This window comes from Catenulispora sp. MAP12-49 (assembly GCF_041262705.1).
GTDB lineage: Bacteria > Actinomycetota > Actinomycetes > Streptomycetales > Catenulisporaceae > Catenulispora.
On the sequence record NZ_JBGCCP010000002.1, the window covers coordinates 86,477 to 111,411 of the forward strand.

18 protein-coding genes are annotated in these 24,935 nt (G+C 72.1%); 11 read left to right on the plus strand and 7 right to left on the minus strand.

Going from position 1 to position 24,935, the window contains the following annotated elements; translation table 11 throughout:
- Positions 1–30 precede the first annotated feature (30 nt).
- The 3 genes from ABIA35_RS04540 to araA are packed head-to-tail and all read left to right on the plus strand — an operon-like array spanning position 31 to position 3,916.
- Positions 31–1,719, plus strand: a complete 1,689-nt coding sequence (locus tag ABIA35_RS04540; protein WP_370356807.1) for a ribulokinase — start codon at positions 31–33, stop codon at positions 1,717–1,719.
- Positions 1,716–2,426 carry an L-ribulose-5-phosphate 4-epimerase gene (locus ABIA35_RS04545; RefSeq protein WP_370356809.1) on the plus strand — a complete coding sequence of 237 codons (711 nt, stop codon included), beginning with the start codon at positions 1,716–1,718 and terminating at the stop codon, positions 2,424–2,426. The genes ABIA35_RS04540 and ABIA35_RS04545 overlap by 4 nt, the downstream gene beginning before the upstream one ends.
- Positions 2,423–3,916 (plus strand): L-arabinose isomerase, encoded by a 1,494-nt coding sequence (gene araA, locus ABIA35_RS04550; protein ID WP_370356810.1) that lies wholly within the window; start codon positions 2,423–2,425, stop codon positions 3,914–3,916. The genes ABIA35_RS04545 and araA overlap by 4 nt, the downstream gene beginning before the upstream one ends.
- A 240-nt stretch (positions 3,917–4,156) precedes the next feature.
- Here araA and ABIA35_RS04555 read toward each other — a convergent pair whose 3' ends face one another.
- The gene (locus ABIA35_RS04555) at positions 4,157–5,446 is read right to left on the minus strand and encodes a peptidase S8 (protein WP_370356812.1); all 1,290 of its coding nucleotides are present in this window, start codon (positions 5,444–5,446) and stop codon (positions 4,157–4,159) included.
- A 123-nt stretch (positions 5,447–5,569) separates the two neighbouring features.
- On the opposite strand from ABIA35_RS04555, the gene ABIA35_RS04560 reads away from it, so the two are divergent.
- Positions 5,570–6,175: a sugar O-acetyltransferase gene (locus ABIA35_RS04560; protein ID WP_370356814.1), complete on the plus strand. Its 606-nt coding sequence runs from the start codon at positions 5,570–5,572 to the stop codon at positions 6,173–6,175.
- A gap of 120 nt (positions 6,176–6,295) precedes the next feature.
- On the opposite strand, the gene ABIA35_RS04565 is transcribed toward ABIA35_RS04560, so the two are convergent.
- Positions 6,296–8,680: a hypothetical protein gene (locus ABIA35_RS04565; RefSeq protein WP_370356816.1), complete on the minus strand. Its 2,385-nt coding sequence runs from the start codon at positions 8,678–8,680 to the stop codon at positions 6,296–6,298.
- A 530-nt stretch (positions 8,681–9,210) separates the two neighbouring features.
- Here ABIA35_RS04565 and ABIA35_RS04570 point away from each other — a divergent pair.
- The 7 genes from ABIA35_RS04570 (at position 9,211) to ABIA35_RS04600 (ending at position 15,883) form a co-directional block, all read left to right on the plus strand.
- On the plus strand, positions 9,211–9,894 hold the full coding sequence (locus ABIA35_RS04570; RefSeq protein ID WP_370356818.1) for a class I SAM-dependent methyltransferase: 684 nt from the start codon (positions 9,211–9,213) through the stop codon (positions 9,892–9,894).
- 131 nt (positions 9,895–10,025) lie between these two features.
- Positions 10,026–10,220 carry a hypothetical protein gene (locus ABIA35_RS04575; RefSeq protein ID WP_370356820.1) on the plus strand — a complete coding sequence of 65 codons (195 nt, stop codon included), beginning with the start codon at positions 10,026–10,028 and terminating at the stop codon, positions 10,218–10,220.
- 63 nt (positions 10,221–10,283) lie between these two features.
- Positions 10,284–13,205: an AAA family ATPase gene (locus ABIA35_RS04580; RefSeq protein WP_370356822.1), complete on the plus strand. Its 2,922-nt coding sequence runs from the start codon at positions 10,284–10,286 to the stop codon at positions 13,203–13,205.
- 172 nt (positions 13,206–13,377) lie between these two features.
- Positions 13,378–13,593 carry a DUF5999 family protein gene (locus tag ABIA35_RS04585; protein ID WP_370357389.1) on the plus strand — a complete coding sequence of 72 codons (216 nt, stop codon included), beginning with the start codon at positions 13,378–13,380 and terminating at the stop codon, positions 13,591–13,593.
- Positions 13,594–13,609: 16 nt separating this feature from the next.
- The gene (locus tag ABIA35_RS04590) at positions 13,610–14,323 is read left to right on the plus strand and encodes a GGDEF domain-containing protein (RefSeq protein ID WP_370356824.1); all 714 of its coding nucleotides are present in this window, start codon (positions 13,610–13,612) and stop codon (positions 14,321–14,323) included.
- Between the two features lie 54 nt (positions 14,324–14,377).
- Positions 14,378–14,989, plus strand: coding sequence for a GNAT family N-acetyltransferase (locus tag ABIA35_RS04595; RefSeq protein ID WP_370356826.1), 612 nt, complete (start codon positions 14,378–14,380; stop codon positions 14,987–14,989).
- A 63-nt stretch (positions 14,990–15,052) separates the two neighbouring features.
- A complete protein-coding gene (locus tag ABIA35_RS04600) occupies positions 15,053–15,883 on the plus strand; it encodes a hypothetical protein (RefSeq protein ID WP_370356828.1) in 831 nt (276 codons plus the stop codon).
- Positions 15,884–15,921: 38 nt separating this feature from the next.
- On the opposite strand, the gene ABIA35_RS04605 is transcribed toward ABIA35_RS04600, so the two are convergent.
- From ABIA35_RS04605 to ABIA35_RS04625, 5 genes are all read right to left on the minus strand, one after another.
- On the minus strand, positions 15,922–16,365 hold the full coding sequence (locus ABIA35_RS04605) for a hypothetical protein (protein ID WP_370356829.1): 444 nt from the start codon (positions 16,363–16,365) through the stop codon (positions 15,922–15,924).
- Positions 16,366–16,499: 134 nt separating this feature from the next.
- A complete protein-coding gene (locus ABIA35_RS04610; RefSeq protein WP_370356831.1) occupies positions 16,500–18,062 on the minus strand; it encodes an alkaline phosphatase family protein in 1,563 nt (520 codons plus the stop codon).
- Between the two features lie 226 nt (positions 18,063–18,288).
- Positions 18,289–20,181: a hypothetical protein gene (locus ABIA35_RS04615; RefSeq protein WP_370356833.1), complete on the minus strand. Its 1,893-nt coding sequence runs from the start codon at positions 20,179–20,181 to the stop codon at positions 18,289–18,291.
- The gene (locus ABIA35_RS04620; protein ID WP_370356835.1) at positions 20,178–23,774 is read right to left on the minus strand and encodes a DUF5682 family protein; all 3,597 of its coding nucleotides are present in this window, start codon (positions 23,772–23,774) and stop codon (positions 20,178–20,180) included. Before ABIA35_RS04620 ends, ABIA35_RS04615 begins: the two co-directional genes overlap by 4 nt.
- Complete coding sequence (locus ABIA35_RS04625; RefSeq protein ID WP_370356837.1) at positions 23,771–24,931, minus strand: AAA family ATPase; 1,161 nt, start codon at positions 24,929–24,931, stop codon at positions 23,771–23,773. The genes ABIA35_RS04620 and ABIA35_RS04625 overlap by 4 nt, the downstream gene beginning before the upstream one ends.
- Between the last annotated feature and the right edge of the window lie 4 nt (positions 24,932–24,935).

The window sequence follows — 24,935 nt, forward strand, 5'->3', positions numbered from 1 at the left end:
TGAGAAACCGCGGAGGGATCGCGTCCGGCCATGAATGATGTTACCGCTAACATTACCGCTGACATCCAGCAGCAGTTCGTCGTGGGCGTCGACTTCGGGACCCTGTCGGGGCGCGCCGTCGTGGTGCGCGTCGCCGACGGGAAGGAGATGGGCAGCGCGGTCGTCCAGTACCGGCACGGCGTCATCGACGACCGCCTGCCCGACGGCACCGGCCCGCTGCCGCCGGACTGGGCGTTGCAGAACCCTGAGGACTGGCGCGAGGTGCTGCGCGGCGCGGTGCCGGCGGCCCTGGCCGCCGGGGGAGTGGACCCGGCCGCCGTCATCGGCGTCGCCACCGACTTCACCGCCTGCACCGTGCTGCCGGCGCTGGCCGACGGCACCCCGCTGTGCGAACTCGAAGACCTGGCCGCACAGCCCCATGCCTGGCCGAAGCTCTGGAAGCACCACGCCGCCCAGGGCCAGGCTGACGCGATCAACACCTTGGCCGCCGAACGCGGCGAGAGCTGGGCCCCGCGCTACGGCGGCAAGCAGTCCTCGGAGTGGGAGTTCGCCAAGGCGTTGCAGGTGCTCCAGGAGGCGCCGCAGATCTACGAACGCTGCGAACGCTGGATCGAGGCCGCCGACTGGATCGTCTGGGAGCTGACCGGCTCGGAGTCACGCAACGCCTGCACCGCCGGCTACAAGGGCATCTTCCAGGACGGCTCCTATCCCTCCGCCGACTTCCTGGCCGCCCTGGACCCGCGCTTCGCCGACTTCGCGGCCACCCGCCTGGACCACCCCGGCGGGCTGGCCGCCCTCGGCTCCCGCGTCGGCGGACTGAGCGCCCGCGCCGCCGAGTGGACCGGGCTGCCCGAGGGCGTCGCGGTGGCCGCCGGCAACGTCGACGCGCACGTCACCGCTCCGGCGGCGCGCGCCGTCGACCCCGGCAAGCTGCTGGCCATAATGGGCACCTCCACCTGCCACGTCCTCAACAGCACGGTCCTGGCCGACGTCCCGGGCATCTGCGGGGTCGTCGACGGCGGCATCAGCGCCGGCTACTTCGGCTACGAGGCCGGGCAGAGCGCGGTCGGCGACATCTTCGCCTGGTGGACCCGGCTCACCGGCCGCGACCACGACGCGCTCACCGCGGCCGCCGAGGACCAGCCGGTCGGCGGCCACGGCCTGATCGCCCTGGACTGGATGGGCGGCAACCGCTCGATCCTGGTCGACCACGACCTGTCCGGCGTGATCGTCGGCCTGACCCTGGCCACCCGCCCGGAGGAGGTCTACCGCGCGCTGCTGGAGGCCACCGCCTTCGGGACCCGGGTCATCGTGGAGGCTTTTGAAGCTGGAGGCGTGGGAGTCGAGGAGTTCGTGGTGGCCGGCGGATTGAAGCAGAACAGCTTCCTGATGCAGCTCTACGCCGACATCCTGCGGCGCCCGGTCTCGGTGGCGATCTCCGAGCAGGCTCCTGCGCTCGGCTCGGCGATCCACGCCGCTGTCGCCGCCGGCGCTTATCCGGACGTCTCGGCCGCCGCTGAGGCGATGGGTGCTGTCCAGGTTGCCGCCTACGTTCCCGACCCGGCGCGCGCCGATGCCTACGACGTGCTGTTCGCCGAGTACCGCGCGCTGCACGACACGTTCCGTGAAAGCGGGGGAGCGCTGCATCGGCTGCGCAGGATCCGCAACGCCGCCCTTGCTTCCGAAACCGGCCCGGATGAGAAAGAAGCAGCCCAGTGAGCAGCCCTGACATAGCCCGGATCCGCCAAGAGGTCTGCGACCTGCACGCCGAGCTGGTCCGCTACCAGCTCGTGGTGTGGACCGCCGGCAACGTCTCCGCGCGCGTCCCCGGTGAGGACCTGCTGGTCATCAAGCCGTCAGGGGTCTCCTACGACGAGCTGACGCCGGCGAACATGATCGTCTGCGATCTGGACGGGAAGGTCGTCGAGGGCGACCTGTCCCCGTCCTCCGACACCGCCGCGCACGCCTACGTCTACCGGCACATGCCCGAGGTCGGCGGCGTCGTGCACACCCACTCCACCTACGCCTCGGCCTGGGCCGCGCGCGGCGAGGCCGTGCCATGCGTGCTGACCGCGATGGCCGACGAGTTCGGCGGCGAGATCCCGGTCGGGCCGTTCGCGCTGATCGGCGACGACTCGATCGGCCACGGCATCGTCGAGACGCTGGCCGGCAGCAACTCCCCGGCCGTGCTCATGCGCAACCACGGGGTGTTCGCCATCGGCAAGGACGCCAAGGCCGCTGTGAAGGCCGCGGTGATGACCGAGGACGTGGCCCGTACGGTTCACCTCGCTCGCGCGCACGGCCGTCCGCAGCCGATCGAGGAGCAGGACATCGCCTCGCTGTACGACCGTTATCAGAACGTCTACGGCCAGTCCTCGGACCGGTCCGTCTCACAGGCCTCCTCAAAGAAGGACGTAAAGGGATGACCGCGCAGATCTGGTTCCTCACCGGTTCGCAGGGCATGTACGGCGAGGACACGCTGCGGCAGGTCGCCGAGCAGTCCCGCGAGGTCGCCGTGACGCTCGGCGCGGGCGGGGCGATACCCGTGCCGGTCCTCTGGCGTCCGGTGCTCACCGACAGCGCCGCCATCCGGCGCGTGATGCTGGAGGCCGACGCGGACGACGACTGCGTGGGCGTGATCGCCTGGATGCACACGTTCTCCCCGGCCAAGATGTGGATCGCCGGCCTCGACGCGCTGCGCAAGCCGCTGCTGCACCTGCACACCCAGGCCAACCGCGCGCTGCCGTGGGACAGCATCGACATGGACTTCATGAACCTGAACCAGGCCGCGCACGGCGACCGGGAGTTCGGGCACGTCCAGACCCGGCTCGGCGTCGCGCGCAAGACCGTGTTCGGGCACGTGTCCGACCCCACGGTCGCCGCGCGCGTCGGCGACTGGGCCCGCGCCGCCCTGGCCGCGTCCGCCCTGCGTTCGCTGCGCCTGGCGCGGTTCGGCGACAACATGCGGGACGTCGCGGTCACCGAGGGCGACAAGGTCGAGGCCGAGCTGACCTTCGGGGTGTCGGTGAACGGCTACGGCGTCAACGCGCTGGCCGAGGCGGTCGAGCAGGCGCCGGGAGACGCGGTGGACGCGCTCGTCGCCGAATACTCAGACCTCTACGACGTCGCCCCCGAGCTGCTGCCCGGCGGCGAGCGCCACGACTCGCTGCGTTACGGGGCCCGCATCGAGGCGGGCCTGCGGCAGTTCCTCACCGAGGGCGGATTCCAGGCCTTCACCACGAACTTCGAGGACCTCGGCGCGCTGCGCCAGCTCCCGGGGCTGGCCGTGCAGCGCCTGATGGCCGACGGCTACGGCTTCGGCGGCGAGGGCGACTGGAAGACGGCGGTCCTGCTGCGGGCCCTGAAGGCCGCGGCGGTCGGCCTGCCCGGCGGCACCTCCTTCATGGAGGACTACACCTACCACCTGGACGACGAGCCCGGCCTGGTCCTCGGCGCGCACATGCTCGAGGTCTGCCCCTCGATCGCCGCCGCGCGGCCGAAGCTGGAGCTGCACCCGCTGTCCATCGGCGGCCGCGAGGACCCGGTCCGCCTGGTCTTCGACGCCGCCCCGGGGCCGGCCTTCGTGGCCGGCCTGGCCGACCTCGGCGACCGGTTCCGGCTGGTGGCCAACGAGATCGACACCGTCGCCCCGCCCGCGCCGCTGCCGAACCTGCCGGTGGCGCGCGCCGTCTGGGCGCCGAGGCCGGACCTGCGCACCTCGGCCGAGGCCTGGCTGATCGCCGGGGCGCCGCACCACACCGTGTACTCCTCGGCGCTGAGCACCGAGGTGCTGCGCGACCTCGCCGAGATCGTCGGCGTCGAGCTGCTGGTGATCGACGCCGAGACCCGGGTGCGGCAGTTCGCGCGGGAGCAGCGGTGGAATCAGGCTTATTACCGGCTGGCTCGGGGGTTCTGAACGGACTGGACTCCGGGCAGCGCTCGCTTCGATCACCGCCACCGCCACCGCCACCGCCACCGCCACCGCCACCGCCACCGCCGTCGTCGTTCCCTGCCCTGTCGAGCTGCCGGGTGTGGTGCCGCTTTCGCCACACAGGAATCGACCGACGCGCCGCCATCTCGCACACGAAAATGCCGCTCCGGCTCGGGGCCGGAGCGGCATCGTGGTGATCGTGCGGTGTTTATCGTGCCGGCGGTATCAGAACGCTCCAGTACCGTTCGGCGTCCCCAGCCCCGTCGGGCCGTCGTAGCCGGCGCCGGCGGTGCACAGGTACGTGGGCGTGCAGGTGCCGTTGGAGCCGCTGGTCACGTCGAACAGCGAGCCGGGGTTCAGGTAGGGCTGCTGGCCGTAGTGGGTCGAGCCGGTGTTGCCGGCCAGGGCGTAGACCGAGGCGATGATCGGCGAGGAGGCGCTGGTGCCGCCGACCTGTACCCAGCCGTCGGCGCCGGTGGCCAGGCCGAGGGCCAGCAGGAGGTCGCACCAGGAGCTGCTGCCGCAGCTGTTCGCGGTGTCGTAGACGGCCACGCCGGTGTTCGGGTCGGCGACCGCGGAGACGTCCGCGACCGTGCGGTGCGTGCATCCGGTGTCCGTCTGCCAGGCCGGCTTCGGCTCCTGCGTCGAGCAGCCGCTGCCGGCGCTGGACCACGCGGTCTCGGTCCAGCCGCGGGCGTTGGAGGCGGTGCTCAGGCTGGTGCCGCCGACGGCCGTGACGTACTGCGAGGACGCCGGCCAGCTCACGCCGTAGCCGCTGTCGCCGGAGCTGGCGGTGATCGCCACGCCCTGGTGGTCGAAGTGCGAGTCGGCGGCCAGGGTGGAGCTGTCCTCAGCCGCGCCCCAGCTGTTGGAGACCGAGGCCACGCCGGCTGCCGTCGCCGCGGTGTCCTCGGCGGTGGTCAGGGACGTGGTGTCCGCGCCCGCGGCCTCCACCAGCAGGATGTGGCAGCTCGGGCAGATCGCCGAGACCATGTCCAGGTCCAGGCTCTCCTCCTCGGCCCAGCCGTAGTCCGCCGACGGCAGCGGCGAGGTCTGGCCGCTGCCGTTCACCTTCTTGAAGCAGCCGCTGGCCGCGGTGCACGCCGGCAGGCTGTACGCGCTGCGGTAGGCCGCGAGGTCGGAGGCGGCGTTGGGGTCGTCGAAGGCGTCGACGACGGCCACGGTGCGCCCGTTCCCGGTGGTGCCGCTGAGCTTGTACGCGGATATCAGGTCCGAGGGCTTCAGCCCGGAACTGGTCGGGCTCCCGGACGTGTTCGGCGCCAGCCGTCCCCGTCCCAGGCAGTGTGCCTGGCCCGCGATGATCTTCGCGCACCCGAACGGGACGATCGGGGCCAGGGCCGGCCGGGCCCCGGGAGCCACGGCTGCGCCCGCGGTCTCGGCGCCCGCCGGTGTGGTGACTGCCAGGACCAGGGCGAACGCGGCGCCGAGCGCCGCGATCCGGGCGCCGGAGCGCCTGAGGAATCTCGCGATGGGAGGGGGAACACGATCGTTCATATCGCCTCCAGGTGGTGGAAGTTCGGGCTGTTGCCGCATCTGTCGTGCGGCCAGCTCCCCATCGTGGAATATGCGAGCCTTGCCAAAGAGAGTCAATGCTCGAAAGGAACGGAGCACTCGGAAGTGTCTCAAAACCGTGAGAAAGTCCTGGAACGCATCCGGCTCGGCCTGGTCTACACCGAGACCGAAGCCGCCTTCCAGGCCCCGCAGCGCCGCACCGAGGAGATATTCGAGTACAACCACACCCCGCCGAGCGACCCGGACAGACGCCGGGCGCTGCTCGAGGCGATCGTCGGCTCGGTCGGCGAACGCACGGTGCTGCTGCCGCCGTTCCACGCCGGGTTCGGCAGCAACGTGCACCTCGGGGACGACTTCTTCGGCAACGTGAACCTGACGTTCGTCGACGACGTCGACATCCGGATCGGGCACGGCGTGATGATCGCCCCCAGCGTGACCCTGACGACCACCGGACACCCGGTGCACCCGGCGCGCCGCGCCGACTTCGGCCGGTTCTCCGAGCCGATCGTCATCGAGGACAAGGTGTGGATCGGCAGCAACGCGGTCGTGCTGCCGGGTGTGCGCATCGGCTACGGCTCGGTCATCGGCGCCGGCAGCGTGGTCAGCCGCGACGTCCCGCCGATGACGGTGGCGGTCGGGACCCCGTGCCGGGTCCTGCGCGAGATCACCGAGGAGGACCTCAAGACCCGCCAGGACTTCGGGGAGGACTAGAGGACTACGGGTAGGCGCCCCCGGGTGAGCGCAGGCAGGCCAGAGCGAGGCTGGTCAGTGTCGTGATCGCCATCCCGGCGATGCCGAGCGGTGCCGCCATGATGGAGGAGCCGCCGGAGGTCACAGGGCTGGCTCGTAGTCGTGCAGCAGGGAATTGGCCTCGGCGCGGCTGCTCGCGGCCTGGCTGGTTCGGCCGAGCCCGTCCAGGGCGGTGGCCAGGGTGTGGAGGGTCGCGGCCAGACGGGGGCGGTAGGTGGTCGGGTCGGTCTCGTTCAGGCGCCGGTAGAGATCGGCGGCCTCCCGGAGGGAGGGGTGCTTGGAGTGCATGCCGAGGTGGCGGGACAGGGTGTGGAGTGCGGCCGCCAGATGCGGGCTGTGAAGGGCCGGAGCGGTGTCAGCCAGGTGCCGGTACAGGGCGATGGCTTCCTCGGCCGCGGTCAGCGCGTCGCCGCGCTGGTTGAGGCCGGCGTGGAACTCGGCCAGGTCGCTCAGGCAGCCCGCGAGGTCGAGGGCGAACTCGGAGGGGCGGGTGTGGGCCAGACGCCGGTAAAGCGCGGCGGCCTCTTGCAGATTGTTCAGGGCGTCGGGGCTCTGCGGCAGGGAGCAGCGTGTGGCGCGGCCGCGCAGGTGGGCGGCGAGGTCGGGCAGATGGCTGTCGGGGTCGTGGCGGGCCAGGCGCCGGTAGATCGTTTCGGCGGTTCGGGCGGCGCCGGAGGCTGCCTCGTGACGTCCCAGTGCGTCCCACCAGATGCTCAGCAGCATCAGAGCAGAGGCAAAGTGTTGATTATAGCGATCCGGGTGATCGGCGGCGAGGTGCTCGTAGTGACCGACGGCTTCTTCGAGGGTGGCCAGGCCTTCGCGCCGGCCGCACTCACTGCGGCGTCCTGCCAGGGTCAACAGGCAGGCGGCCAGGTCCGGCTGGTAGGTGGCGGGGTCGATCTCGGCCAGGTGCCGATAGTGGAGGGCGGCCTGTTCGGTTGCTTCCAGGGCGTTGTCGGGCCGGGCTGTGCTCTCCAGTCGCGCAGCCATGGTCAGCAAGCAGGCGCCCAGGTCCGGCTGGTAGGTGGCGGGGTCGAGTTCGGCTAGGTGCCGATAGTGGAGGGCGGCCTGTTCGGTCGCTTCCAGGGCGTCGTCTGGCCGGGCTGCGCTCTCCAGTCGGGCAGCCATGGTCAGCAGGCAGGCGGCAAGATCAGGGGTGTATCCGCCGGACGGGTCCTCGGCGGCCGCGGTGCGCATGGCCGCGACGGTTTCCTCGACGAGGACCAGGCTCTCCGGTGAGTGGTCGTCCGGGGCCTGACGATAGAGCAGGTCGACCAGGCATGCCGCCAGATCCGGGCTGAACGCGCGCGGCTGTTGCTCGGCCAGCCGGCGGTAGGCCGTGGTGGCCTGCTCGATGGTGGCGAGCGACTTCTCAGGATATCCATTGTCTTCATAGCGGCCGGCCAGCACGCGCAACGAGGCGGCCAGGTCGGCCAGGAACATGTCCGGTCTGGTCTCGGCCAGGCGCAGGCGCAGACTCACGGCCTCTTCAGTGGCGCCCAGTGCTGCGGCATGGCGTTCTTCCCGGGCACGACGAACGCCCAGGGCGTGCAACGCTGTGGCCAGTTCCGCGTTGTAGGCGTCGGGGCGGGTCGCGACCAGACGGCGGTAGACGGTGACAGCCTCCTCGGTGGCGATCATCGCCTCCTCTGAGCGGGCGGCTGCTTCGTAGCGGTCGGCCAGCCTGCTCAAAGCAGTGGCCAGCTCGGCGTAGTACTTGTCGGGGCGGGCTGCGGCCAGCTGCCGGTAGATGGTCACCGCTTCCTCGGTGGCGGTCACCGCATCGTCCGGGCGGGCCGCGGCCTCGTAGCGATCGGCCAGCCTGCCCAGAGCCGTGGCCAGGTCGGCGTGGTATTTGGGTCGGTGAGCCGCGGCCAGACGCCGGTAGACGGCGACGGCCTCCTCGCTGGCGGTCAGGGCCTTGGTGGGGCTCGCGCCAGCCTCACACTGGACCGCGAACGCGATCAACGCGCCGGCCATCGCTTTCGCGGCGGCCTCCGCGCTGGGCACAGTGCAGTCGACTTCTCCCGCCCACTGCGAGGCCTGCACTCGATGCTGCTGGACGACCTGTTCATGGATCTTGACCGCCGTCGACGTCCAGCCGCGTCGTGACTGGGAGAACATCGTCATGGCGGTCAACGGCTTGAGGAGACTCCAAGGCATCGGCCGGCGAGCATTGCCCGTGTCTTGCGCCTGGCCAGTGCCGGTCACCGAATGATGGGCAGAAGCCGGCCCCGCAGCTGTCGTCGTCCCCGCGTCCCGGTGTTGTGCCCCGCTGCCGGCTTCCAGATAGTCGAAGCTGACGGGTTCGGGTGCGCTCGATCTCATCTGGTGCCCCCACCGGTGCTCTTGAGGCTGTTGGCCTTCCACGGCCGCGGTGGCGTCGTTCGCTGCACCGACGCCCGTCGGTGCATCTGGTGTCATGGCCTGTAGACCGTGACGGCCCGCTTCAGGGACGACCGGCATAGCGAACCTCTCCGTTCGGGTTGGCAAGAACGACGAAGAGTAGTCGGTCGCCAACTTGGCCCCGCAAATCGATCACGGGATATCCCAGAGTGAGAACCCGCGCGAGCCCCGCCAAAAGGGGCAGAAATGTGGCGGGCCCTGGATCAACGCTCCCGCACAACTGGCGTGGCGGCCGTGTCAGCAGGTATCACAACAGCCTGGTTTCCGTCGAGCGTCAGAGCCGTTGACAGACTTTGGGCCGTTCGGGTGAATTGCTCGGCACGGACAGTTTGGATGCCACCGGTTCGCGGAGAACGGGCATGGTTCGCCGTAGAGACCTGATCATGACTTCGCCCGCCGCCACCTATCGCTGACAACGAACAAACGAGCACATTGATACCGGAGCCGCGGCAGCGCACTGCGACTCGAAGACCGGCCCCTTTTCGGTGTTCTTTCACTCGTTTCCCCTGCCTCAGCCGAGAGAAGCCTGATAATGGAGCCGCGCTGTCCGCGCCAAGCCGCACCGCTGGTCTGCGACGAGGAGGCTGAGCATGTCCGAACTGACGCCGTCGGCTACTTCGGCGGGCGCAAGCACATGGGCCGCCCGCCAGTTCGCCCAGGCCTGCGGCTTCGACGCCATCGGCGCCGACTACGACAAGGCCTTCCCTCACAAGGAGGGGCAGAGCGCCTGCGTCGACAGGCTGCTCGCCGGGCTTCCGCCGGGCGCCCGGGTCCTGGACGCCGGCAGCGGCACCGGACTGCCCACCGCGCGGCGGTTGGTCGACGCCGGCTGCGCGGTGACCTGCGTGGACTTCTCCACGACGATGCTGGGCCTGGCCCGGACGAACGTTCCCGAGGCCACCTTCGTCCACGGCGACATCGTGGAACTCCCCGATGATCCGGGACAGTACGAGGCCATTACCGCCTTCTTCTCGCTGCTCATGCTGCCACGCGCAGAGATCGGCACAGCACTGCGGTTGTTCCACCGCGTCCTGAGACCCGGCGGGAGTCTGGCGGTGGCCATGGTGGAAGCAGATGTCGATGACATGCCGATCCCGTTCCTCGACAACTGGCTGCGCGTCACTGCCTATAAGCGGGATGCGTGGCGCGCGGTACTGGAGGAAGCCGGCTTTGCCGTTGACTGGGAGGACGCCCTCACCTACATCCCGGAACAGAACGCCACGCCGGAGGTCCAGCTGTTCAACCTCTGCACGCGGCTACAGCCAGTGCAGTAGACGCAGATGGCCTGCCGCCCATATTAAAATCTGCGTATAAGCCTTTTGCTTAGTGCTGTAGCACTTACGAGGGACGCGCGCTTTGCGCGGCAGCGTGACGGGTACGGGAACGCGCAGAGGAGGAACGTGCCGTGACTCTGTCTTTGTCGGTTTTGATGGTGCTTACCGTCGCCGCGTTGTTGATGTGCCGTAAGGGCGATCTCAAGGTGTGGCACGCGATCGTGTGCGCACTGTTCGGGTTCTACCTGGCTTCTACCTCGGTCGCGCCAACCGTCCGGCAGGGCACCTCGGCGGTGGCGGAATTCATCAGCGGCATCAAACTTTGATGCCCCACGTGGCCAAAGACCACCTCTTGTTCTACTTTAGAGGGAATCTGGACAGGTGATCACGTGGCGGTTTCCTCCCGGCACGCCGAGGACCACGCCGAGACCGTGGCATGGACCGGAGCGGGCTTCGCCTTCGTCGGCCGCGAGCGCGAGACCGGCCTGCTGCTGGCCGCCGTCCGGCATCCGCCGGCCGTGGTGCTGGTCGAGGGCGAGGCCGGGATCGGCAAGTCGCGCCTGGTGCACGAGGCCGGGCCGGCGATCGCCGCCGCCGGCGGCCGGGTGCTGACCGGCCGATGCCATCCGCTGCGCGAGCCCTACCCCTACGGACCGGTCATCGACGCGCTGCGCAAGGCCGGGCCGTGGCTGCCGCCGGTGGCCGAGCTCCCGCCGAGCGCCGGGGTGCTGGCCCCGCTGCTGCCCGACCTGGCCGCGCTGCTCCCGGTCCCGCCGCGGCCGGCCGCCGACGCGCACGCCAAGCGGTTCCAGCTGGTCACCGGGCTGCGCTCGTTCCTGGCCGCGCTCGGCTCGGCGGTCCTGGTCGTCGAGGACGCGCACTGGCTCGACGAGGCCACCCGCGAGCTGCTCCTGCTGCTGACCCGGGACATGCCCGAGCAGCTGTGCCTGGTGCTCACCTACCGCAACGAGGACTTGCCGCCGGGCGTGCCGGTCCTGGGGCCGGCCTACCGGCGCCAGCCCGGTGTCAGCGGCGCCGCGATCCACCTCGACCCGCTCTCCGGGCCCGACGTGCAGGCCCTGGCGCGCGCCGCGCTCGGCGCGCACGCCACCGCCGAGCTGGGCACCGTGCTGTACCAGCGCAGCGAGGGGCTGCCGCTGGCCGCCGAGGAGGACCTGATCACCCTGGCCGAGTGCGGGCCCCGCGCGAGCGGCCCCGGGCCGCCCGGGGACCTGCTCGCCGATCTGGCGCACGCCGACGTGCCGCGCGGGCTGCGCGAGGCGTTCGTCGAGCGCCTGACGGCGCTTTCGGCGGCGGCCAGGACCGTGGTCGAGGCCGCGGCGGTCCTGGACGTCCCGGCCGCCGAGCAGCTGCTGGCCCGGGTCGCCGGGCTGGAGCCGGAGCAGGCCTCGCGCGGCCTGACCGAGGCGCTGCGGGTCGCGGTGCTGCAGGAGAGCGAGACCGACCGCTACTACTTCCGCCACGTGCTGGCCCAGCGCGTGGCCTACGAGCAGATGCCCGGTCCGCTGCGCGGCAGCCTGCACCGCCGGGCCATCGCGGTCCTGGAGGCCCAGAACCCGCCGCCGCTGGTCCAGATCGCCCACCACAGCCAGTACCTCGGCGACCCGAAGGCCTGGCTGGAGCGCGCCGAGGCGGCCGCGTCCCAGGCCGACTCCCTCGGCGACTCCGGCACGGCCGCGGCCCTGCTGCACCAGATCCTGGAACAGCCCGGCGTCACCGGCGACCGGCGCTCGCGGGCCGCTCTGGCGCTCGGCAACATCGCGGTGAACGGCGTCGACTACGTCAGCGACGCCCGGGTCCTGCGCCGCATCCTGGCCGACCCGCAGCTGCCGGTCGCCACCCGCGGGGAGATCCGGCTGTCGCTGGGGCTGCTCATGGTCAACCACGCCGGGGACCGTGCGGGTTTCCGCGAGGTGGCCCGCGCGGCCGAGGAGCTGGCCGACCGCCCCGACCGCGCCACCCGCGCGATGGTCGCGCTGGCGATGAACGAACGCGACGAGAACGGCGATCAGGGCTGGTCCTGGATGGAGCGCGCGGAGGCCGAGGCCGCGCTCAGCCCGGACCCGGCGGTGTCCGCCGCGGCCCAGGCCACCCGGCTGACGCTGCTGGCCCGGCAGGGCGATCCCGGGGTCTGGCTCCTGACCGACGAGCTGCCCCGCACCAGCGACGACGACGAGGTGATGCGGCAGACCGTGCGCGCCCTGTACAACACCGGGGAGCTGGCCATCGAGCTCGGCCACGACCGGCGCGCGGCCCGCATGCTGCACGAGAGCCGGGACCTGGCGAGCCGGGTGAGCTTCCCGCGCCTGGAGTGCTACAGCCGGATCGCGCTGCTGCGCCTGGACGCCCTGGCCGGCCACTGGAGCGACGTCGAGAGCCGGTTCACCGCGCTGTGCGCGGAATACCCGGACATCGCCATGGCCAAGACCGACGAAGCCCTCACCGTCGGCCAGGTGGTCGCCGCGCGCGGTCTGCGCACCCGCGCGGCGGAGCTGTTCACCGCCGCCGCGGCCTACGGCGAGATGGAGTCCCAGGTGACCGCCGGCCTGCGCGCGGCGGCCGGCCTGTGCGCGGTCCGGCTGGCCGGGCAGGCCGGGCCGGAGGCGTGGGCGGTCGCCGAGCCGGCGCTGGCGGCCCTGCGGGGAGCGCGGGCCTGGGCCCGCGGTACCGGTCTGGTCCCGGTCGCCGTCCAGGCGGCACTGGCTTGTGGCCACCGCGACGCCGCACGGCTGCTGGTGGCCGATGTGGAGGAGGGACTGCGGGGGACCGACGCGCCGGCGGCGACCGCCGAATTCCACACCGCCCGGGGAATCTTGCATCGCGAGACGGATCCGGCGGCCGCCGTGAAAGATTTCGAAACCGCCCGCGCGCGCTGGTCGGACATCGGACGTCCCTATGAGACCGCCCACGCGGCCGAGCTGCTCGGCGCCGCGCTGAGCGCGTCCGGCGACGGCAAGGCGGCCACCGCGCGGCTGGAGCAGGCCCTGGCCGGCTATGAGGACCTCGGCGCCGCCCACGACGCCGCCCGCTGCCGTCGCACCCTGCATGACCTGGGACTCACCAAGTCGGCGGGGCGCGGCCGGCGCGGCTACGGCGACGAGCTGTCCCCGCGCGAACGGCAGGTCGCCGAGCTCGTCGCCCGGGGCGCCACCAACCACGACATCGCCGAGGCGCTGTTCCTGTCCCAGCGCACCGTCGAGCAGCACGTGGCGCGGATGCTCCGGAAATTGGGGACCACCAGGGGAGACGTGCAGAGCGTCCTGCGTGCGCGGAGCCGCCAAAGGGGTTGATTAAATTACGTACCCCTGCAAAATTGGATACTTATTGATCTCCACCGGGGGCGGCAGAGAACCTCATCTGTGGGGCCGTGTTTCGGTCCCCCCAATTCGTTCCGCCAGACCCGGTGAAGAAGGGCCGGCCACGCAGGAGGCCAAGATGATCGCCACGAAGGGCACCGACGCTATGAGTCGAAGTACTGTCCTTCCTACCCAGCGCACGTGCGGCCACACCCCGCCGTGCCCGACTGCCGAAGATCCCGACCGCGAAGCCGCGCTTCTGGTCGCCAGCCACCCCGAACAGGGGTGGGGGCTGCTGTGCAACGGCGTGGTCCTCTTCGACGACACCGGTGAACTGCTGCCCGACGGCCGGGCCGTGGCACCGCAGCGCCGGACGCGCTGAGAGCCCGGGAACCGCGGTGAACGCCCAACTCCTCGCGCTGCTGACAGCCCCGCCGGTAGGAGCCTCCGGCTTCCTGGCCGGCGTGGCCACGATGCGCCGACGGCTGCGCCGTGCGGCCGGCGAGGCCGCGCACGCCCGCTGGCTCGCCGACCACGACGCGCTCACCGGGCTCCCGAACCGCACCGCCGCGCGCCACCACTACCAGCACGCCGCCCTGGCCGGGCGGCCGCCGGCCGCGGCCCTGCTGGACCTCGACGACTTCAAGACCGTCAACGACACCTGGGGCCACCAGGTCGGCGACGCCCACCTGGTGGCGGTCGGGGAACGGCTGGCGGCGGCCTGCCGCGACGTCGGGGCGCGCGCGTTCCGGCTCGGCGGCGACGAGTTCGTGCTGCTGCTGCCCTCGGCCGACGCCGCGGCCGTGGTGCGCGACGTCCGAGCCATCGTCTGCGCGCTGGGCGCGCCACAGTTCCTGAAGCTGGACGAGAGCCGGTCGGTGACCCTGGTGCCGAGCGCGTCGGCGGGGATAGCGGTGCCCAAAGCCGGCGACGCCTTCTCCGACGTGCTGCGCTGCGCCGATGTCGCGCTGTATCACGCGAAGCGGTACGGGGCGGCGCCGCACCTGTACACGCCCGACATGCGGCACCCGTGGTCGCACCGGTACAAGGCCCTGGACGAGGCGCACAAGACGCGGGTCGCCGGACTGATCACGGAGCAGGCTACGCACTGAGGGCGGGCAGCGCCGGCCGCGCCCGCTGTCGGAGGCGCGCGCTACGGTGGTGCCGTGTCCCCAGCGATCATTCGTCAATACCGGCCCGAAGACCGTGCGGCGCTGTCCGAGATCTGCATGCTCACCGGTGACAACGGCGGCGACGCACGAGGCGTCTATCGGGACCAGGAACTGCTCCCGGACCTGTTCGCCGCGCCCTACGCCACCCTCGAGCCGGATCTGGCCTTCGTGCTCGACGACGGCGGACGCGCGGTCGGTTACGTGCTCGGAACAAGCGACACCGAACGGTTCGTCCGCGACTTCCGGGCGAAGTGGCTTCCCGTGGTCGCCGAACGGCATCCGCTGCCCGGCGGCGAACCGGGCACGCCGGACGCGGTGATGACCGCGTTCCTGCACCAGCCGGAGATGATGCTCAACCCGGCGCTCGCGGACTACCCGGCGCACCTGCACATCGACCTCCTGCCCGGATACCAGGGGCACGGGCATGGCAGGGCACTGCTCACCACCTTGTTCGCGGCGCTGAACAAGGCCGGCGCGGAAAAGGTGCACCTGGTGATGTCCACGGCGAACACCAACGCGCGCGCCTTCTACGACCGGATCGGCTTCCACGAGATCGCCGTGCCCGACCCCGGCCCTCTGACGTTCCTGGGACGCTCGACCGCCTGAGCGTTCACGCGCCTGTGACGAGCCGGACCTGATCATGCAACAGGGTCCGGCGATGCTTTCGGCATGAAGACTTCGCGTCGTGACGGCCGCCGCCCGGAGTGGAGCTGGCGCCGGGAGATCATCGAGCTGGCAGTGCTCTTCCTCGCCGTGGGCACTGCGGGCCTGTTCACCGAGGTGCTGGGGCAACGGCACTACGGATGGTCGCTGCTGATCGCCTTGGGCGCGGCCCTGCTCGCGGCGTCGGTGCTGCAGTGGTGGTGGCGCGTACACGGACCGGGTCGGCTGCGTGCGAACACCCCGTTCACCTCCGTCCGGCCCGCCGACGGCCTGGACCCCACGCTCGCCGAATGGCACGAGGAGCTGAACCTGTGGCGTCTGCGGGCCGCCGTCCGCGACCGGCCCGGCAGCCTGGCGGCGGTGTGCGAGCACCTGGCCGCGATCGGGGCCAACATCGTGGGCTTACAGGTCCACCCGCTGGGCGAGGGCGTCCTGGACGAGTTCTTACTCGACGTCCCGCCGAGCGTTGACGCCGTGGCGTTGGCCGCGGCCGTGTCGGCGGCCGGCGCGGAGGTCTCGCTGGTCGACCGCGCGGCCCGGGACGACCTCACCGACGCCCCGGCCCGGGTCCTGACGCTCGCCGCACGCCTGGCCGCCGGCGACGCGGGCCTGCCGGCCGCGCTGCACGACCTGTTCGGCCAGTGCGCGGTCACCTGGGGTCCCCGCGAGGTCCAGGAACCCACGTGCGTCGGAACCCTGATCACCGTGCCCGACCCCGCCGGCGGCACCTTGAGCGTGACCCGCGAGGCGTTGGACTTCACGCCGACGGAGTTCGCCCGGGCCCGGGCGCTGGTCGGGTTGTGCGGGGAACTGCGGCGGCGGCTTGTGGCGGATTAGGGGATGGCGAATGGCATTTCCGGCAGCCGCCGGACCGGTCATGATGTGCAGATGTCCATGACCGATTGGGCGTCGGCGAGGACCTGATGGGTCGACGGCTGCTGGCCGTTTTGCAGCTGGGTGACGAAGTCCTGCATGTCGTCGGCGACCTTGTTCATCGCGTCCTTCCCGCCGGGCTCCTGGGTGGTGAGCGCGGCGTCCCGCAGCTGCGATATCGAGGTGGCGGCGACCTTCAGACCTGCCGGGATGTCGTTGGATCGGGCGGCTTTCTCGGCATTCTGAATAGCCTGCCCCGCCTCGGAGCAACCGGCGTCGGTGCCGCCGCTTCCGCTGCTCCCGCCCGAAGCGCCGCCGATGAGAGCTCCCGTGGTGGTGTTCGGCGAGCTGCTTCCGGCGACGGTGCCCGAGCTGGAGCATCCGGCGATGAGCAGTGTGGCGGCTACGGCACAGAATATTGCGGGTATTCGCGGGCGGGAAGACATGATAAGGACCCTAACTGCGAAAGTGCTGATGTGCAGAGGAGGGGTCCTCGATGCCCGCCGGTACATTGAGCACTTCCGTGCTAGTCCTTGTAGCGCAGCCCTCTGATTGTCGAACTCTGCTGGAGAACGGCCACTTATCGTTCTGCCGTGGCTCGGAGGCCGGGGAACAGCCTTCCGGCGGTCTCGTGGACGATGGCCATCGCCTCGCTGCCGGTCAGGTCGGCGTCCTGGGCGAGGTCGGGGACCGTGAGGCCGAGTTCGGCGGCCAGCGCCAGGTAGCCGTGGAACATGGCGTTGGCCAGGGGCGATAGCGGTGTGTCGCGGGGGACGAGGCTCTCGTGGAATTCCGGTACCGGCCGAGCGGTGATCTCCGGCCAGGTCTCGGGGGGCCGGGGTGTGTCGAGGGTGAGGACGGGGGCCAGGTCGGGGGCAGAGGCGTCACGGGAGGTCAGCGGTGGGCCCAGTGCCCAGCGTTGCCTCAGCGTGTGGATCACCGAGGTGTGGTGGTGGGTGCTGTTGATGACCGTGTGCTCGGGGATCCAGGCCGAGATCGCGATCGCCGGCAAACGCACGCCCAGCCGGTCGAAGGCGAAGCCCAGCTGTCCGGGCGGGCCTCCGGGCTGCGGCGGTGTCGCCGGGGGCGGCGGCACGTGGTCGTAGGTTCCGCCGTGTTCGTCGAACAGCACCATCAGCAATGTGTTGAAACAGTTCGAGCCCTGTGGCGAGGAGGAGGAGCGGATGGCGCTGTAAATGTCCGCCAGCAGCGCCTCACCGCCCAGCAGCGAGGAGGGCGGGTCGAAGGCCAGGCCGGGCGTCAGCGCCGAGAACGGCGGGTGCATGTCGTTGTGGCCGTGCCACATGTTCGGCTCGATGAAGGAGTACTGCGTGAGCCGTCCTGCCTCTGCATCGGGCCAGAACTGGTCGGTGGACACGAAGTGGCTGGCGAACCGTTCGTGCAGGCGAGAGGCGTGGATCAGCGCGGTGAACGGTATCCGACTGGGCGGGGCGACATATACCCGCCAGGACAGCCCATACGACTCCAGCCGCTCGAACACCGTCTCGGCCGTGTTGTGCAGCGGGAAGTTCGGATACGGGGTGTTGACCACCAGGCCCGAGGATGTCGCGGCGTGGAAGAACGAGCGGTTCGGGAACGTCTGGGAGGGGACCTCGGCGAACCAGTGGTCGAAGGTGGCGAAGCCCCGGGCCAGCGCCGACAGCACCGGCATCTGCCGCGGTGTGTAGCCGGCCATGATCTGGGTGTACTCCTCAAGGCGGGGCTGACGGCCCCTCTCGGCCCAGAACGCACTGATGTAGTCGGCGACGAACCCGTCCATCGTGGGTCGGCGCCCGTCGCCGGGCGCGTTGAACGGCGCCGCCATCTCCTCGGCTGGTCTCCCGCGGTTGTCGGTGGGATCGATCAGCCCGAACAACTGGGTGTTGACATGCTGGTACTCCTCGCCCGGGTCCGGGTTCGGGGTGTCCATGTCCGTTGCCACGGCGTAGGGCAGCACGTCGTGCCCGTCACGGTGCTCAGCCCACTGCGGGATCGGGTTTGACAGGTCTTTGCCGGCCACGCCCTCGAACGCCGCGACCTCGCCAGGCTCGTACAGCCGGCCGAGCAGGTTGTCGAAGGAGCGGTTCTCGAACATGACCACAACCACGTGGTCAAGCGCAGTGCCACGAGCCGGCGCACCCATACCACCACCTTATGGCCGACCACTACAAGCCGCCTCCCGGCGGTACGGCACAGCGGCGCCAAGCTGCTGCTCCAACGCCGGCATCAACCCGGCCACGGCTTTCGCGCAGGTCGTGTCACGAATGTTCCGGCCGTCCCGACATACACCGCGGTGTATGTCGGGACCTGGCTCGCTGCAGCAGGTCACGAACGCCCACGCGGAATGGCTTGATCGGCGATTCAATTGTTCATTCGGTGTTCTCCCAGGAAGCTCGCACCAGTGCCCGCTCCGTGCCGGCCAGCTGGAGCCCGGCGGCCAGCCAGGCCTGCGCGTAGCGGCCGGGATCGGGATCGACGAGCCGCCCGAAGACGTCCCGGCCACGGCGGTCCGCCTCGGCAGTGAGCGCGGCGAGGCGGTCCGCCGCCGCGTGAAGGCCGGACCGGCGCAGGTGTGCGATGTGGGGTGCCGAGGTTCGGGCGAACTCCGCGACCGTCCGACGTCCGCCGGCGACCGCGAGCTCCACGACGTGCCGGAGCCGCCACAGCGGTGAGTCGGCGATCAGGTCCGCCGGTTCCGGGGTCGGGCCCGCCGGCGCCGGTGTTTCGCCGGGCTGCGGCGGGAAGTGGACGCTCTGCAGCCGGTCGTACCCGAGATCCGCATGACCCTGCCAGGCCTCCGGCAGCTGGAGCGTGGCCTCGCTGCCCGGGACGGGGCCGACCGCGAGGGGACGCAGCGTCGCCGGACGGTCCGGGTCCAGGCGGCCGACGACTCGGATGCGCAGCCCGGGATAGGTCGCGAGTCTGCGCAGATTCTCGATGTGCGCGAAGTCCGGGTGTCCGTGCGCTGCGACAAGCCGGATCACCGGGCCGCCCTCATTAGTAGAGTCCACCCGCGCCACCAGACAGTCCCCGGAAGCCCCGATCACCATCACATCGCAGCCGACCAGATCCGTGCCCTGCTGCTCGGCGTCCCCACTGGTGCCCAGGACCCCGGCGAGCTGCGTGCGCACCGACGGCCCGAGCGGTTTGGCGAACAGGGCCGCCACCGCTCCGCCGGACCAGCCCTGGCCGGTCAGCGGCGTGGCGCGCACGTTCTTGCCCGCGCCGAGCCGGCCGTCGGCCGAGACCGTGGCCCCGGCGATCAGCAGTCCGCCCCGGGACAGCTGGGCGTGGTCCAGGGCCGCCGCGCCGATCGCCACCGGCGCGGTGGCCGCCCCGCGAGCGCGTGCCGCTCCGCCGGGCTTCACGTCGGAGACCGTGAACCAGCGTCCGTCCTCGGCCAGGACATGGGTCACCACACCGCCGTACCCGGTCGCGCTGAGCACCGGCTCGCGGCACACGCCGTGCACCCGCAGGCTCCCGCCCGGCTCGTAGGCCCGGCGTGCCGTCCCGACCAGCTCGGGATCGGGGTTCGCGGCGGCCACCAGACTTGCGGTGAGGAGGAGCTCGATCAGGTCGCTGACAAGCCCGCCGAGTCGGTGCGCGTTGCTGCGGGACCTGGCCGCGCGCAGTCCGCGCACGACCCGCAGCGCGGCGGCTTCCGGACGGTGCAGACCCGCCAGGCGCGCGGTGTGGGCGGCACGCAGCAGCTCCGACTGGGGAACCGCACCGGCGGCGGGGATCCCGGCCGCCAGGATCGAGGCCGCTGCCGACCAGAGTGCGGCGGCTGCGGCGACCTGGGCCTGGTTCGGTCCGGCAGGCTGCGCGGCCACGGCTGCTTCGGTGGTTCCGGTGGCGCCGCTGCCTTCAGCGGCTCCGGCACTATCCGCACCTGCACCCCGCTCGATAGCCGCGGCATCTGCGATGTCCCGGGCATCCTCGCCGACCTCAGCCGCAGGATCGGCCGTCTCCGGCGAATCAGCCACCGGACACGCCGTGAGCACCGCGGCCCGGTGCAGGCACTTCGGCGCCAGCAAACACGTGCACCGAGCCTGCTCGTCCAGCGCGATGACACCCGAGGCGTCCGGGGCGAGGGTGACCACGGCGTCCTCGCCGCAGTGCACCCGCACCGTCTCCCCGTCCGTCACGAGCTCCGCCGCGCCGTACTGCTCGACCGCCGCGTCGAGCTTCTTCAGCAGCCGCGAGGTCAGAGCCTCGACCGCCGCGGCCGTCACCTCCGGAGCGACCGGTGGCAAACTCATCGGGCCTCCCCACGAACGCGCTCGCCGACCCAGCGGGCCAGGGCGAGAGGACTGAGCGCCGCCACCGGCATCCCGGCGGCGACCAACTGTTGGGCGATCGGCACCGAGTACCGGGCCGCGCCGGCGTCGTCGAGTGCCGCGCAGCCGATCAGGTGCACTCCCGAGGCGGCCAGCGAGCGGACCTCGCCGAGCAGGCCGCCGACCGGGTAGCCCTCCTCGAAGTCGCTGACGACCGCGACGATGGTGCGGCTGGGCACCGTCACCAGCGAGCGCGCGTGCCGCAGCCCGGCGGCGATGTGCGTGCCGCCGCCGACCCGCACCTCCAGCAGCAGCGACAGCGGGTCGGGGACGCGGCCGGTGAGGTCCACGACCTCGGTGGAGAACGCCAGGAAGTGCGTCGACAGCGCGGGCACCCCGCCCAAGACCGCGGCGGTCAGCGCCGACCACACCACCGAGGCCTCCATCGACCCGGACACGTCCACGACCAGGATCAGCCGCCAGTGCGCCGCGCGCCGGGCGCGGGTGCCGAAGATCGGCCGCTCGGGGACGATCAGGGTGCTGCCGTCCTCGAGCCGGCGCGCCGTGCCGAGGTTGGCGCGCACGGTGCGTGCCAGGTCCAGCGGACCACCGGGGCGGCGCGTGGGGCGCGGCGTGGCCAGGCCGGTCAGGGTCGGGCGCAGCCGGGTGGCCAGCTCCCGGGTGAGCTCGGCGACCAGCCGCTGGACCAGCGGTCGCAGCTTGGCCAGCTTCTGCTCCGGCAGTCCGCCCGCCAGCGAGAGGATGGTGGTGAGCAGCTCGACGGAGGGCCGGACCGAGTTCGGGTCGAGCTCTTCCAGGACGTCGGTACGGCCCGCCGCGGCGGCCCGGCCCAGCACCTCCTCGCGGACGTCGGCGCCGAACAGCGCGTTCAGTTCCTCGGCCCACTCCCGGGCAGTCGGGAAGGCGGCCTCGCGTCCGCCGCCCGCGCCGTCGCCGGTCCGGCTCTCCAGGCTTTCGGAGCCTTCGCCGCGGCCGGTTCCGTAGAGCTCGTCGAGCGCGCGGGCGTACCGGCGCGAGTCCGCGGACAGCCGGTCCGGCTGGCGTCCGAGCAGCAGGCGCCAGCGTTCGGGCGGGGGGATGCGGTGCCGGTCGGTGGAGACTCGCGGGTCATCCGCTGAAGCCGACTCAGCATCCGGCTTCGATTCAGAAGCCTGCGAATCCGCGCCCTCCGGTACGACCACACCAAGCGCCCGCACCGCCTCGAAAGCCTCGGCGTCGGCGGTGGTCCACAAGGCGACCAGCCGCGGATCGTCGGCCAGCGTCACATCGGGCCGGTCGCCCAGGCGCTCGGTCACGGTCGCCAGCACCCGGCCGCGCGCGGCCGGGGAGAGCGTGTCGAACCCGCCGCGCAGGGCCGGGAGTCGGTGGAGGAAGTCGCGGTCGGCGAGGGTGTCGATCCGGTCCAGCAGCGGATCAAGAGCCTGCGGTGCCGCCTGGAGCAGCGGACCGGCCGCGGTGAGCAGGCCGGTCAGATGGCGTGCCAGGCGCTGCCGGCCCTCGCCGGTGCCGGCGGCGTCGACCCAGCCGCCGACCCGCGTCCCGACCGCTTCGGCGCCGTCCAGATCCAGCAGCACCCGCGCTGCCGCGACCGCGCCCTGCACCATCGGCGACCCGGTGCGGGCCAGGGTGTCCAGCGCGTCGGCCAGCCGCACGCCGAGCTGCCTGGCGGCGGCGCGGTCGGCGAGGGCGACCAGGGCGGCGGCGTCGGCCGGGTCGTCGCTGCCGGCCAGGCCCGGCAGGGCGCGGACGGCGGCGTCGAGCAGCGTCCCGGACAGCGTCGCGGCCTGCTGCCGCTCGGCGTCGCCGGTGCCGGGAAGGTGGCCCTCGACCAGCGCTTCGAGCAGGTCCAAGGCGCTCAGCAGCTCCGGCAGCGTGCCCTGCCCGGGCAGCGTCCCGGCGGCGTCCTCCAGACGCGCCCGGACCAGGTCCGGCAGATCGCAGGACGCTGCGGCCCGCAGTCCGTCCAGGATGTCGGCGCACGTGGCGCCGCCGTCCTCGGCCTGACGCCGGGAGCGCTCGCGCAGCGTCCCGGCGGCGGCCTGGGCCGCGGTGACCCCGCGGACCCCGGCCAGATCCAGGCGCACCGGCACACTCGGCGTCCACGCCAGCCGCCACCGGGAGGTGAGCGCGGTGCCATCGCCCGTTCCGGCCACCTCGACCGGTTCGCCGTATCCGGCGCCGCAGATCAGCAGGCGCTGAAGCAGCACCTCGCGGCGGCCGTCGAGCTCCGAGCGCAGCGGGTCCAGGCGGACCTCGCGCGGCGCCGGGTCATCGGGATGCGGCAGCCGCAACCCGGCCAGCTCGGCCTCCACCGACGGGCCCAGGCCCGAGCGCGGCGTGCCCGCCGCGACCCGGCCGCGCACGGTGCCGACCAGCACGGTCTCCAGCGCCCGGGCCAGCGCCCGGCCGCGCCCCAGCAGCTCGCCCTGGCCCAGGACCGTGGTCACGGCCTCGAGGATCTCCCCGCGCCCCGGCGCCGGCAGCGCGCGCAGCCGGGCCAGGTCGCCGGCCAGCCGCAGCGCCTCGGACGCCTCGCCGGTCCCGGCGGTGTGGCCGGCGGCGCGCAGCTCGCGGCAGACGTCGGTGACGGCGCGCGCCGCCGCGAGCTGGATCGACTCCGGGTCGCCGCCGGCGGCGAAGACAGACTGCTGCCAGCGCGGGTCGCGGATGCCGGCGGGGTAGCCGGAGCGGGCGTCGAGCAGGTCGAAGGCGTAGGGGACCAGGGAGGTGGTCGAGGTCTCGCCGGCGCGTGCCGTGCTCGAGTCCGCTGCTGCGATCGAGTCCGGTGCTGCGCTCGACTCCGCTGCCGCGCTAGCCTCCGGATCTTCTTTGGTGCCCGCTGCGTCGACCAGTGCCGGCGCGTGAAACGCCCCGATGACCGCGGCGACGCGCCGCCCGCCGTCGCCGGCTTGCGAGATCACGCCTCGCATATGGGCCTCGCGAGCCAGATCGACCGCCGACACCGCCTCGCCGCTGTCGGTCCGCAACGCCCACCCGACCCCGAGCGCCGCGCGCCGCACCGCCTCCGGAGCGCACCCCGGAGCCAGCACCTCCACGCCGCGGTCCCAGTAGTCGTCGCCATCGCGCCCCGACCCGGCGCCACGCAACGCGTCGGCGAACGCGCTGCCCGACCTCGCCGGCTCGGCGCCGCCGCCGGACCACCGCGCATCGCCGAGCGGCAGGTCGCAGCACACGACCTCCCGACCGCGCTCCCGGGCCCACCGGATCGCGGCGAGCTCGGGGGAGAAGTCGGCGAAGGGGTAGAAGCCGAGGTGCCCGTCCGCTCCGGCACCGGCCAGCGCCACCGGCGCGAGGGTGTCCGGATCGGCCAGGTACGGGAGCCAGCTCTGGAAGTCGGTCGGCAGCTCGACGCAGACCACGTCGACATCGGCCGCATCCAGCAGCGCCGGGACCGCCGCGGCCAGCGCCGGACTGTGGTGCCGTACCCCGATCAGGTACGGCGCCGAGCTCTGCGCGAGCTCGGCCACCGCGTCACGCGGGTCGGCCACGGCCAGGCCGCCGCCGCTTGGTGTGGTTTCAGCGACTGTCGTCACCGCAGCGTCTCCCGCAGATCCCACAGCCGCCGCCACGTCGCCGAACCCTGCTCCGCCCGCCGCCGCACCGGTCCGTCCCAGTAGCCCAGCAGCCGCGCGTGGTCCTGCGGGTCGTCCTTGCGCACCACGCCGAGCAGGTGTCCCGGCAGCAGGTCCAGCACGTCCCCGCCCGGCAGGTACGCCGTGGCGATGCCGAGGGCCGCCGTCACCTGCACCGCCTCGGCCGTCGACATCACCGTCCCCGGCCGCTCGACGTCCCAGCCCTCCGACGATCGTCCGGTGCGCAGGTCACGGAACGCTGTGACCAGCACCTCCAGCACCGCGTCGTCGACCGCGTACGCGGCGCCGGCGCGCTGCACCGAGGCGCGGGCCTGTGTCCGCACCAGCTCGGTCTCGGCATCCGCGTCGGCGATCGGGTCGATGGTCTCGAAGTTGAACCGGCGCTTGAGGGCCGCGGACATCTCCGACACACCCCGGTCGCGCAGGTTCGCCGTGGCGATCACCGTGAAGCCGGGGACCGCCGGGACCGAGCCCTCCGGCGTCCCGGTCAGCTCCGGGACGCTCATGTGCCGGTCGGACAGGATCGACACCAGCGCGTCCTGCACCTCCGGCAGACAGCGGGTGATCTCCTCCACGCGGGCCACCCGGCCGGAGCGCATCGCGGCCAGTACCGGGGAGTCGACCAGCGCCTGCGGTGTCGGGCCCTGTGCGAGCAGCAGCGCGTAGTTCCAGCCGTAGCGGAACGCGTCCTCGGTGGTGCCCGCGGTGCCCTGCACGGTCAGCCGGCTCGTCCCGCACACCGCCGCCCCCAGCAGCTCCGAGAGCATGGACTTGGCGGTACCGGGCTCGCCGACCAGCAGCAGGCCGCGTTCCCCGGCCAGGGTCACGACGCAGCGCTCGACCAGGGCCCGCTCGCCGACGAACTTGCGGGTGATCACCAGCTTGTCCGGCACGTCCGGCTGGGCCTTGGCGAGCTTCAGCTGCTCGCCGTCGCTGCCGCACAGGAACGTGACGACCGAGCGCGGGGTCAACCGCCAGCCTGGCGGCCGGGGCCCGGCGTCGTGGGCCGCCAGGAAGGCGAGTTCGGCCTGGTGGCGCTGTTCGGCGGGCAGCAGCTGGGCCGCTGGCGTGTCCGGGGCCTGAGGTGCGGCGGTCATGGAC

Coding starts and splice junctions, on each gene's coding strand:
- ABIA35_RS04540 (WP_370356807.1), top strand. CDS start 31: ATGAATGATGTTACCGCTAACATTACCGCTGACATCCAGCAGCAGTTC.
- araA (WP_370356810.1), top strand. CDS start 2,423: ATGACCGCGCAGATCTGGTTCCTCACCGGTTCGCAGGGCATGTACGGC.
- ABIA35_RS04555 (WP_370356812.1), bottom strand. CDS start 5,446: ATGAACGATCGTGTTCCCCCTCCCATCGCGAGATTCCTCAGGCGCTCC.
- ABIA35_RS04565 (WP_370356816.1), bottom strand. CDS start 8,680: ATGCCGGTCGTCCCTGAAGCGGGCCGTCACGGTCTACAGGCCATGACA.
- ABIA35_RS04570 (WP_370356818.1), top strand. CDS start 9,211: ATGTCCGAACTGACGCCGTCGGCTACTTCGGCGGGCGCAAGCACATGG.
- ABIA35_RS04585 (WP_370357389.1), top strand. CDS start 13,378: ATGAGTCGAAGTACTGTCCTTCCTACCCAGCGCACGTGCGGCCACACC.
- ABIA35_RS04600 (WP_370356828.1), top strand. CDS start 15,053: ATGAAGACTTCGCGTCGTGACGGCCGCCGCCCGGAGTGGAGCTGGCGC.
- ABIA35_RS04605 (WP_370356829.1), bottom strand. CDS start 16,365: ATGTCTTCCCGCCCGCGAATACCCGCAATATTCTGTGCCGTAGCCGCC.
- ABIA35_RS04610 (WP_370356831.1), bottom strand. CDS start 18,062: ATGGGTGCGCCGGCTCGTGGCACTGCGCTTGACCACGTGGTTGTGGTC.
- ABIA35_RS04615 (WP_370356833.1), bottom strand. CDS start 20,181: ATGAGTTTGCCACCGGTCGCTCCGGAGGTGACGGCCGCGGCGGTCGAG.
- ABIA35_RS04625 (WP_370356837.1), bottom strand. CDS start 24,931: ATGACCGCCGCACCTCAGGCCCCGGACACGCCAGCGGCCCAGCTGCTG.